Below are 8,357 nucleotides of genomic sequence, written 5' to 3'. Positions count from 1 at the left end.
GTCGAGCAATTCCTCGTTCGCCCCGGGGATCTTGTGGCCCAGATCATGCGGCCGGCCGGAATCCTGATACCCGACGAAGCCGGCCGGAACAGCTTGCAGGCGGGGTTCGGGCAGATCGAGGCCCAGGTCATGAAGCCCGGCATGGTCGCGGAAGCCACGTGTATCTCGAAACCCTGGGTGATCATTCCGCTGGTCGTCACCAGCGTGCAGGATTTCATCGCCGCCGGCCAGTTTCGGGCCACCGAGCTGTTGATCGACCCGCAGAGCCTGCAAAAGCCCGGCTCGATCCTCGTGTTCCTTGAGCCGCTCTACAAGGGCGGCCTTGACGGCGTGACACCGGGCAGCAGTTGCATCGTCAATGCCTACACCAGCAACCATGACGTGATCGCCGATCCGAAAACCGGCGCGTTGAAGGGTTTTGCCCTGCACGTCGTCGACGCGACTGCACTTGTTCATGCATTGCTGCTTCGGATCCAGGCGCTGCTGCTGCCGATCCAGACGCTGGTGTTGAGTGGTCACTGACGGGCGCGAACAGGGAGACGGCAGATGAAACCGGACGGCAAGCTTCGCGCAATCGTCCTAGCGGGTATGATGTTCGGATTGCCGGATTGCGCGTACGCGTTCGATCTCGCCGGCGCCTGGGCCACGAGCGCGGACCAATGCGGCAAGGTGTTCGCCCGCAAGGGCAGGGCGGATGCCTGGGAGCCACTCTACAAGACGTTGAGCGACGATCAGAAGAGGAGGATGGCCTTCGTATCGTTCGCCGTCATGCGCGGGATGCGAGATGCGATCGAGCATGACGACGAACCCGAGGACGAGGACGAGTAGGGACGGGCCGAGAAGCGAGCTGCATAGCCGGCTTCGCCGCCAAAGCTCGGCAATAGTGGATGATTTCGCCCGTCGGGGAGCGTTATTTCGGAAGGCATTCCACATTGTAGGCAATGATGATCTGCGCCGGGTCGGCGTTGCCGACGCTCTTCAGGTCCTCCAGGCCGCTTCTGAGCTTGGCTCCCGCCTCCTTCAGGCTGCCTTCAAGTGTGGCCTTGGCCGCCTTGCATCGCTCCTCGCTCGTGAACTCCTGGAACACCACGGTTGGGAGCAGCCTCCATTCCGCCTTGTCGATCGTAGCGGCTGGGCTGACCGAATAGGAGAACACGTACATCAGCACCCACATCAGCCGGCTCCTGTTGCAATGCGAGGATCGCGATGGCCCGCGCATTTTCGCAGGGAAGGAAGCGGCAAGCCGTCACCAACGCGATGTGGTGGCGAAGGTCCCGGGTCCGCCATGATCTAGATCAAGGGTGCAAGCAAGCGTGCTTCCTATCGACCGAAGTGTTCTTGCTTTAGCTCAGTTGCAGAGATCCGGACCGCGGCGCGCGGCCAAGACTGGCCAGCAGCCGACCGAGATCGGCGCCGACCGGTTGAAGCCTGGCACGGTGAATGCCGCGATCGTCAGCTATTACTCGAGTGCGGACTGGAAAGTTCTCGGCGACGGTACGCGATCGAGCCGACGCGCAATTCTCGAGCGCTTTCGCGAGGAGTGTGGAACCTTTCAGGTCGCAGGCATGCATTCCGTGGCGATCCAGAAGATCCTCAATCGGAAAACGCCGGCGGCGCAGCGCAACTGGCTAAAGGCGCTCCGCGGATGGGTCGAGCATTGCCTCACTTTGAAGATGATCCGGAAGAATCCGCTCGCCGAGGTGAAGCTCGCCAAGATGCCGCGGACCGGCGGTCACCATCCGTGGGAGACGAGCGAGTGCGAGCAGTTCGAGAAGCGCCACGCGATCGGCACGAGAGCGCGGTTGGCCTATGAACTGCTTCTGCAGGCCGGTCAGTCTCGCTGTGACGTCGTCCGGATGGGCCGCCAGCATATCCGCGGTGGCATGATGACGATGGGGCGCCAAAAGACTGGCGTTCCGTTCAACGTGGAAGTCATGCCACGCCTACAGGCCGCGATCGATGCGATGCCAGCGAGCAATCATCTAACTTTCTTGGTCACGGCGCAGGGTAAGCCTTTCACAGCTGCCGGCTTTGGAAACTACTTTCGCGATCTCTGCCGTGAGGCGGGACTGCCCGAGCGTTGCACGTCGCACGGTCTCCGGAAGGCCGCCGCGACGTACTTGGCTGAGCGGGGCTTTACAGACCATCAGCTAATGGCGTGGTTTGGCTGGACGTCGATCTCGCAGGCGCAGGTCTACACGCGATCGGCAAACCGGAAGCGTATGGCGCGGGATGGAGCAAAGCTCATTTCAGGAACAGGCATTGGCTCACCTTCTGACCCGGTGAGCCAAAATCAATCGCAACCTATTGAGAAGACTGGAGCGGGAAAATGAACTGGCGATCCTTTCCCGAATCTTCCCTTCAGAGATATTGCCCTCATGCTGTGGAGGGCTGGCTCATGTGCGTAGGAGCCATGAGATCCTTATTCCTTTGTGTCAAATAGCATCTTTTCCATCATTCGCATCTGGCGGCCGACAAGCGCACTTCAAAGCCAGTCTTCAGCCGGGCGCGGAACCTGCCGCAATGAAACTTGAGGATTTGGTAGCTGGGCATAATCTCTCAGGTATCGAGCACGCTGCAATTGTTTCCGTTGTCGCACTGGTCAGCTCGGTGTAGCGCACCGTGTGCTGGATCTTCTTGTACCCGAGATATGCTTGCAGGGCGCGCGTATCGTGCCCCGTGGAGGCCAGCGCGAACCGCAGGCATGTCGGTCATGTGGGGCGGCGCCTTGAATCCGAGCTTACCGCCCGCTCGACCATGCGTGCGACCCCTGCGGTCGTGCAGGGTGCGCCGCGCTCCGACGCTGCAGGTCTGCCTCTGCCTTGCGGGCCTCTCCAATTTCAGCGTTGCCGAGCCTCTGTCCGCGCGCCTTGGCAGCCGCGAGGGCTTCCCTGTTTCGCTGAGCAATCAGCTCGCGTTCCTTCTCCGCGACTGCAGCGTGAATGTGCAGCATGAACGCGTCGACGTTGGGCCCAAAGATGAATGGAATGCGCTGCACCATTGATCCGCTGATAAAATGGACATCGCGGCCGAGCCGGTCCAGTTTGGCTAACCGTCTTTGCCAGCTCTGCGGGCAAATTTCACGGCCTCTGCGAGCTCAGGGAGACGCTCCAGGGCGTCCGCGCCCTTGCCGGTCCCCACCTCGCGGTACTCGGCTTCGATGCTGTAGCCGTGTTGCGCGCAGAAGGCTCAAATTGCAGCTTGCTGTGCCTCTAGGCTTAGGCCGCTGCGATCCTGCTTTGGGTTTGAAACGCGAATGTAGGAAACGGCCGGCCGCATAGAATATCCTCTCATGATAGTAAACGCCGCTTGAATCTACTGGATCAATTGCGCAATTCGGAATCCGTTTCATGCAGGGAAGTTCGATTTATCGACGATAGCGATAAGCAAGGTCGTCCCCTCGCAGAGGCTCGTTGTTCACGCACGTCAAGCAACATGCCCGTTGAACGAATTCTCTGGCCTGAGGGGAGGGGAGGGAAAACAATAAAAGAAAGCATGCTTGTTAAAATGGAGGAAGAACCGCGGGCTGCAAGTGGGTGGTTTGATCTAAGTCAAGGACGAGCGCTGCGGACCCCAGATGTTCTCTTTGCGAGGAGTCGGCCTGCCGACAGCGCTCTCATGGAGGGAGCAACCATATGCGTATCATTGGAACAGTGTGTTGTATGGCCTTCCTAGCATTGCTGTGCACAAGTACTCCATCGCTGGCGCAAACAAACGATCAGACGTCTCAAGCCCCAAGCGGTACCCCATCGCCTGTCCCAGAGCAGTCGGCGCTCAAACCGGCCGAACTTGATGCGCTAGTCGCGCCGATTGCGTTGTATCCGGATACACTATTGTCGAACGTGCTGATGGCATCGACCTATCCGCTCGAGGTGGTGCGCGCAGATCGCTGGATGAACCAGAACAAGGACCTCAAGGGGGATGCCCTCAAAGCTGCCGCCGAGAAACAGGACTGGGACGCGAGCGTCAAGGCACTGGTCGCGACACCGTCTGTTCTCCAAATGATGAACGAGCATCTCGAATGGACACAAAAGCTCGGCGAGGCGTTCTTGGCGCAGCAGCAAGACGTGATGGACGCCGTGCAACGGTTGCGCTCGAAGGCGTACGACAGGAAGAAGCTGGTCACGACAACAGAACAGAAGGTCACGTTAAATCAGGAGCAGAACCGACAATTCATCTACATTGAACCCGCATCGACCGACAGCATCTACGTTCCCTACTACGAACCGCAGGTGGTTTTTGGCGATTGGCCTTACTCCGACTATCCTGCTTATCCATACTATTGGGGCTATCCTGGCTACATCGGCACCGGCATCATCGCGGCCGGCGTGGCCTTCGGCGCAGCCTACGCACTGGGGCGGTGGGCCACCGGCGGCGGCTACTGGGGCGGCGGCGGATGGTGGGGCGGCAGCCGGGTCAACTGGGGCGGCGGGGCAATCGCCATCAATCGCGGCGCTCGTGTCGAGCACTGGCAGCACGACGTAAGGCATCGACAGGGTGCACGCTACAACAATGCGAACCTCCAACAGAGGTTTGGCAACGCCAACCGAGGGGCCGGCGCTGGGATCGCGGCCGGCGCAGCCGGCGCGGCCGCCGCGAAGCGATTGGGGACCGGCGCCAACCGGGCTAATGTGGCTGACCGCGCTCAACGCGCCGACCGAGGTCGGGGAAACCGACAGGCAGGCGCCGCCAGAACGGCCGGCAATCGCCAAGCGAGCAACCGCTCGACGGCGGCCAGAAACGCAAGGTCGGGCGGTCGCGCAGCGCACCGCGGGGCCTCCAGAGCCGCCCATGTCAGACCTGCGGGTGGGCGCGGCGGCGGAGCGCGGTTCGCAGGCGGCGGACATCGTGCCGCAGCATTCCGGGGCGGCGGAGGATTTCGCGGTGGCGGTGGTGGCGGATTTCGTGGCGGCGGTGGTGGCGGATTTCGTGGCGGCGGCGGTGGAGGATTTCGAGGTGGCGGCGGAGGCCGTGGTGGCGGGCGCAGGTCGGACATCTACCTCAAGCACGACGTAGTGCTCCTCGGTCGGCTCGACAACGGTCTCGGCTACTACCGCTTCGCCTACAACGGCAGCGATAAGACCTACGCCGGCGTGATCGCGCAGGAAGTGCAAGTGGTGAGACCCGATGCAGTCACTCGCGGCAGCGACGGCTATCTGCGCGTCTATTATGAGCGGCTCGGCCTCAAGTTCCGACCGTATGATGATTGGGCCGCCTCCGGAGGTCTGTTGCCGAAGACTAGCACACCCGGGAGATGACGCACGCGGCGCCTGCTATCCGCAAGCTTGTTCGTCTCGTTGAGCGCCACCGTGGGAAGCCCTAGACGGCGTCGACGTTCTGATCGGTGGCGATGGCAACGACTACTTCGACGGTGGTACTGGCGTGAACTATTACTTCGGCGGCAACGGCGGTGGTCCCGGCACCGGCGTCGGCAACGACACGTTCGTTGTGAATGACGTGCCGGTGTTCAGGTTATTCAGGACTGGACGCCCGGTCTCGATGTCGTGCAGTTTAGCGGCTCGGGCCTCACGTCCTTCGCCGACGTGCTGTCGCACTCCTACCAGAACGGTGCTCACTTCGTTGTGCAGGTTGATGGAGATACCGCGGTCTGGCTCAACGGAGCGACGGGGGCACCCTGCTGCAGCCAACTTCAGCATCATTAGCTAAGAGTCAGCACATCGAGGACGCCGGATGCATGCAGTCGCGCAGTTCACCGGACGATCCCGTGATTCGGGTTCATGACCTTGACCCACGTCCTCGACCGCCCGCTGCGATACGGTGCATCCGTCCGCTTCGAGACGATGCCTCCAGCCCCATCTGGCAGACGTAACTGAACACGGTCGAACAGTCGCCCGTCAGATGCTCGCTGAGCCAGATGACGTGGTTCGATTTACCGAGCAGCTTCGCCAGCCGTCGTTTCAACTGAAGCGCCCCACCCAGATCGTGACTTGGAAGTATCGTTGAGGCAGTGACGACGTTAGTGTGCCACCTGAAGGTGTCGTCGGGTAAGACCTGCCACGCAGGCCAGATGGACGAGGGGCGTTATGGATACACTGCTTGGCGCAACTCTCTCAGGGGTCTTCTGGGCAACGGACAACCCGGCTTCAAAACTCTCGGGCTCCCTCGATATTGACGAGAACGGTTCAGCCACGTTGAGCGTCGAGGGCGATCACTCCGTATTGACGGCACTTGATGCCCGACAAAAATTCCAAATGCACGGCAGCGCAGAAGGCAAAGACATCACGCTGTTTGACTGCTTCACTACTTGGGTGCCCTTCCTATCCGCTGACATGAAGGCACGTATCGCGGTCAACATCGTCGTAGTGGGCGCGCGTATCGACGGTCCGGAAGCGACGTTCGCCTCAGGTTTGTCGTTTACGACGCCGGAGGTGATACGCTGGACGGGCCTTCGTGGCATAACCTACAAGGACGCCAAAAGGGAAGTGAAAGTCACGTATAGGAGTAAGAAGACCAAGGAGGTCCAAGTTGGCGGTGCGACTTTTCAGGTTGGCACGGGCATTCAGTACGGAAATCGCTCGGTCTCGGAATTGAGCTTGACGGAGCGACATGGTGTTCGCGTTGTTTTCAGCGAACCTCAATCAGTGTTTTCCGTGGACAGGTGGATCACAAAAATCTGTCGCCTCATGTCACTAGCCTTACGAAGCCCAATGGTATGCCGCGTTTGTACTCTTGAGCGGGGTACAGGAGGCGGTCCCGTTACGATGGTAGCGACATGGTCAGAGAACAAGATTGTTGAAGCCAAGACGCCTCATCCGCTCTTTACGAGACCGAAGAGGCGCGAGGTCTATGAGAAGGTGCTTCGATCTTGGTTTGCACAGCACGACAAGCTGGAGCCGGTCATTTCCCTTCGCGTCGCGCTACTATCGCAACCTCAAAGATACCATGAATTCGCGATCCTCACCTACGTGCAGGCCCTAGAAGCGCTTCATCGAAGAACTCGCCCGGCGCGGACACTCGTCACGAAAAGGCAGTTCTCGGCTTTGCAGCCCAAACTCGTTGAAGCAATCCCTGCGCGCTGGAAGGCAAAGCCTGACCTTGCACGGAAACTCGAATATCTAAATGAAATCTCTCTAACCGATAGGCTGCGGGACGTATTTGCCTGCGACAAGGAGCTGTTGAGCAAGCTATTCAGAGACAACGAGAAAGATGTCGCTCTGATAAGGGACATACGCAACTATTATGACCCATTACGAGGGGAAGCGAAAAGAGAAGAAAATCAAAGCCTACATCGCAACAGCAAAATTCTGGTATCTGACGTCAAAAGTATTGCTGCTCCTTGAGATAGCGATACTGCGAGCGATAGGATTTAGCCAAGCAGAAGTCAGAAGGCTCATCCAGAACGATCCGACGTATCGCGATCTTTGCAGAGCAGACCATTCACGCTGAATAGCAGCAATGCGTTCGGCGCTTTCCAGCGCAAGATGTATCAGATCGCGACTGTGCGCGATCTGGGACGGCATCGGTCTCGACAAGGAGACATCCCCCGCGAGGGTCGTCGTGGTTATGCTGCCGCCGCACGATCCTCTTTGTCGGCCCCGCGCATGACGATCCGGCGTGCGTCATCCGACAGCGGGCGTTGCAACGCCTTGGCCTCATCCAAGTGCCGTCGTGATGACGATTAGGCGTTTCATGTTTCGCGTTACCTCGTTAACTGCGGCTCGCCACCGTAGGTGACCCAGTCGCCCTTAAGATCGCCAACCTTTGACCAGACGCATGCCCCGGCGGGTGCTTGACGCAGGCACACTCTGCTTTGATCGACATCATCGCGGGTCTTGATCTTGGCGACGGTCATCACCGTGCCGTCGGTGCGGCGAAACTTGTCGCCGACCTGAGGCCAATCACCGGCATGAGCTGCCGGGCAGAGCAAAAGAAAAGCGAATGCAATCGAAATGGTTTTGATCATGGCTTTTGATCTCCCTTAACTCCTCCGTGAATGGATTGAGATGTCGTTCTCGTAGCGCACGAGTTTGAGGAGACCGCTGCCGGGCAGGTTGAAATCCCGAAAGTTTCGGGATTGTGTACGCATACGACGAGGACCGCGTGATGGACGCATGCGCGCGGGTACGGCGAGCTCTATGATGGCGTTGCGTGAAGGTTAGGCGGCCTGCTGATCGGCGGGCTTGTCGGCTTGGCGCAGGAGCTTCCATTCCCAGGGCAGCAATTCGTGCAGACGCGATGCGGGAAGATCGGCGATACGGGCGAGGACGTCGGCGAGCCAGGCTTTCGGATCGACGTCGTTGAGACGACAGGTCGTGATCATCGTCAGCATGATGGCGGCACGGTCGGCACCACGCTGGCTGCCGGCGAAGGTCCAGTTGCGCCTTCCCAAGGCGATG

At 59.8% G+C, this 8,357-nt stretch carries 8 protein-coding genes and 1 pseudogene; 5 read left to right on the top strand and 4 right to left on the bottom strand.

Annotated features, from left to right (window positions below; all coding sequences use genetic code 11):
* Nucleotides 1-522, top strand: a pseudogene (locus tag K359_RS0145470) (HlyD family secretion protein); the annotation flags it as partial.
* Between the two features lie 24 nt (nt 523-546).
* Nucleotides 547-828, top strand: a complete 282-nt coding sequence (locus K359_RS0145465) for a hypothetical protein (RefSeq protein WP_035978352.1) — start codon at nt 547-549, stop codon at nt 826-828.
* Nucleotides 829-910: 82 nt separating this feature from the next.
* Here K359_RS0145465 and K359_RS0145460 read toward each other — a convergent pair whose 3' ends face one another.
* The gene (locus K359_RS0145460) at nt 911-1,174 is read right to left on the bottom strand and encodes a hypothetical protein (protein ID WP_029084965.1); all 264 of its coding nucleotides are present in this window, start codon (nt 1,172-1,174) and stop codon (nt 911-913) included.
* 139 nt (nt 1,175-1,313) lie between these two features.
* Here K359_RS0145460 and K359_RS55945 point away from each other — a divergent pair, with 139 nt between their 5' ends.
* The gene (locus K359_RS55945; RefSeq protein WP_051346810.1) at nt 1,314-2,333 is read left to right on the top strand and encodes a tyrosine-type recombinase/integrase; all 1,020 of its coding nucleotides are present in this window, start codon (nt 1,314-1,316) and stop codon (nt 2,331-2,333) included.
* Nucleotides 2,334-2,740: 407 nt separating this feature from the next.
* On the opposite strand, the gene K359_RS65350 is transcribed toward K359_RS55945, so the two are convergent.
* Nucleotides 2,741-3,001, bottom strand: coding sequence for a recombinase family protein (locus tag K359_RS65350; protein WP_029084964.1), 261 nt, complete (start codon nt 2,999-3,001; stop codon nt 2,741-2,743).
* Nucleotides 3,002-3,635: 634 nt separating this feature from the next.
* On the opposite strand from K359_RS65350, the gene K359_RS0145445 reads away from it, so the two are divergent.
* Both K359_RS0145445 and K359_RS0145440 read left to right on the top strand, forming a co-directional pair.
* A complete protein-coding gene (locus tag K359_RS0145445) occupies nt 3,636-5,258 on the top strand; it encodes a DUF3300 domain-containing protein (protein WP_029084963.1) in 1,623 nt (540 codons plus the stop codon).
* A 786-nt stretch (nt 5,259-6,044) separates the two neighbouring features.
* Nucleotides 6,045-7,301, top strand: a complete 1,257-nt coding sequence (locus K359_RS0145440; protein ID WP_029084962.1) for a HEPN domain-containing protein — start codon at nt 6,045-6,047, stop codon at nt 7,299-7,301.
* Between the two features lie 359 nt (nt 7,302-7,660).
* Here K359_RS0145440 and K359_RS0145430 read toward each other — a convergent pair whose 3' ends face one another.
* Together K359_RS0145430 and K359_RS0145425 are read right to left on the bottom strand one after the other, a co-directional pair.
* Nucleotides 7,661-7,924 (bottom strand): hypothetical protein, encoded by a 264-nt coding sequence (locus K359_RS0145430; RefSeq protein ID WP_029084961.1) that lies wholly within the window; start codon nt 7,922-7,924, stop codon nt 7,661-7,663.
* 192 nt (nt 7,925-8,116) lie between these two features.
* Nucleotides 8,117-8,357 (bottom strand): transposase domain-containing protein (locus K359_RS0145425; protein WP_029084960.1); only part of this gene is annotated, 241 nt, incomplete at its 5' end.

The organism is Bradyrhizobium sp. th-b2, from assembly GCF_000426785.1.
GTDB lineage: Bacteria > Pseudomonadota > Alphaproteobacteria > Rhizobiales > Xanthobacteraceae > Bradyrhizobium > Bradyrhizobium septentrionale.
This window is presented reverse-complemented; position numbering and strand designations above follow the sequence as displayed.

Bases quoted from the DNA above. Each gene is read 5' to 3' on its own strand.
- K359_RS0145465 (WP_035978352.1), top strand. From the start codon at position 547: ATGAAACCGGACGGCAAGCTTCGCGCAATCGTCCTAGCGGGTATGATG.
- K359_RS0145460 (WP_029084965.1), bottom strand. From the start codon at position 1,174: ATGTGGGTGCTGATGTACGTGTTCTCCTATTCGGTCAGCCCAGCCGCT.
- K359_RS65350 (WP_029084964.1), bottom strand. From the start codon at position 3,001: ATGGTGCAGCGCATTCCATTCATCTTTGGGCCCAACGTCGACGCGTTC.
- K359_RS0145445 (WP_029084963.1), top strand. From the start codon at position 3,636: ATGCGTATCATTGGAACAGTGTGTTGTATGGCCTTCCTAGCATTGCTG.
- K359_RS0145440 (WP_029084962.1), top strand. From the start codon at position 6,045: ATGGATACACTGCTTGGCGCAACTCTCTCAGGGGTCTTCTGGGCAACG.
- K359_RS0145430 (WP_029084961.1), bottom strand. From the start codon at position 7,924: ATGATCAAAACCATTTCGATTGCATTCGCTTTTCTTTTGCTCTGCCCG.